This is a genomic window from Kluyvera sp. Awk 3 (genome assembly GCF_028069715.1).
In the GTDB taxonomy this organism is placed as follows: domain Bacteria; phylum Pseudomonadota; class Gammaproteobacteria; order Enterobacterales; family Enterobacteriaceae; genus Kluyvera; species Kluyvera georgiana_A.
In genome coordinates this window covers 1-1,511 of sequence record NZ_JANEWH010000269.1, presented here as the reverse complement: position 1 = coordinate 1,511, position 1,511 = coordinate 1, and the positions used below count along the sequence as shown (strand labels likewise).

Below are 1,511 nucleotides of genomic sequence, written 5' to 3'. Positions count from 1 at the left end.
CGTAATATGTGTACACCAAATCACGAGGATAGTTTGACGCCAGCGGGCTCAGTTATTTCCAGAAAGACATAAGATGCTTAACAGGTAAAAACCATGTTAATTTAATGTGTTAAGCGCAGCGTAATCTGGTAGGGTTAGAGGACATTCCCCTCCTATGCCGGAAAATCATGCTCACCACTATTATCTACCGCAGTCATCTTCGTGATGATGTCCCGGTAAAAGCGCTCGAAAGTATGGTCGCCGACGCCAATATCAAGAATAATCGTGCAGATGTAACGGGGATCCTGTTATTCAACGGCACCCACTTTTTCCAGCTACTTGAAGGCCCTGAAGAGAACGTAAAAGCGATTTATCACGCTATCTGTGCAGATAACCGTCACTACAATGTGGTTGAACTTCTCTGCGATTACAGCCCCTCAAGGCGCTTTGGTATGACGGGAATGGAGCTTTTCGATCTGCGCGAACACGGAAGGGATGAGGTATTACAAGTTATTCTTGATAAGGGAACCTCACGCTATCAACTGACCTATCGCGATCGTGCGTTGCAGTTTTTCCGGACTTTCGTGGAAGCCATCGAAAAAGAGAATTACTTCGAAATCCCCTCTGCCGATAGTTGGGATTTTATCGCGACTGAACGGACTCGACGCCTTTCTCCTCAACAGTTAAACCCCGAGGCCAGCTGCGGTTTTGCCTTTCAGCCGATCATCGACCCTCTCGCTCGTGAAGTTATCTCCCTTGAAGCGCTGCTACGTACCACCTCTGGCGACTCACCGCAGGCCTATTTCGCTGGCCTGAGCAGCGATGAGATCTATCTGGCAGATTTACATAGCAAAAAGACGGCTTTTGCGCTGGCCGCGGCGCTGGATCTGGGCGACTGCACTCTGTCCGTCAATATTTTGCCGATGACGCTGGTTAACGTGCCGGATGCGGTCGAAATATTGCTTCAGGCCATCGCCGAGAATCATCTCGTTCCTGAGCAGATCATCGTGGAATTCACTGAAAGCGAAGCCATTTCCCAGTTCGATGGCTTTAGCCGCGCGGTACGCGCGTTGAAAGGCGCGGGGATAAGTGTCGCTATCGATCACTTTGGCGCGGGATTCGCTGGCCTGCAGCTGCTCGCGCAATTTCAACCCGACAGAATTAAGATCAACCGCGACCTTATTCAGGATGTACACAAAAGCGGGCCACGCCAGGCCATTATTCATGCCATTATCAAATGCTGTACTTCGCTTGAAATTGGGGTATCCGCAGTGGGCGTGGAAAAGGCAGAAGAGTGGATGTGGCTGGAGTCAGCTGGCATCACGGAATTCCAGGGCCATTTGTTTGCATCCCCCTGTTTTCACGGCATCCCCGCCGTGGCATGGCCTGAGAAAAAAACTGAATTGTAACCGCATATGTTGCCCTGTCACCGCCAGGTGGCAGGCGTAAGGCTACCATTTTCTCCTTTATATCAACGAGATAATTTGTTCTTCTTCACATCCCGACCATATTAGGGCTTTTCTCTCTTCGCT

General features: G+C 50.1%; 1 protein-coding gene. It reads left to right on the top strand.

The genetic code is table 11. The features are described 5' to 3' along the window. The first annotated feature begins 167 nt into the window (after window positions 1-167). Window positions 168-1,388 (top strand): diguanylate phosphodiesterase, encoded by a 1,221-nt coding sequence (locus NNN71_RS24535; RefSeq protein WP_249023097.1) that lies wholly within the window; start codon window positions 168-170, stop codon window positions 1,386-1,388. The last annotated feature ends 123 nt before the right edge of the window (window positions 1,389-1,511 follow it).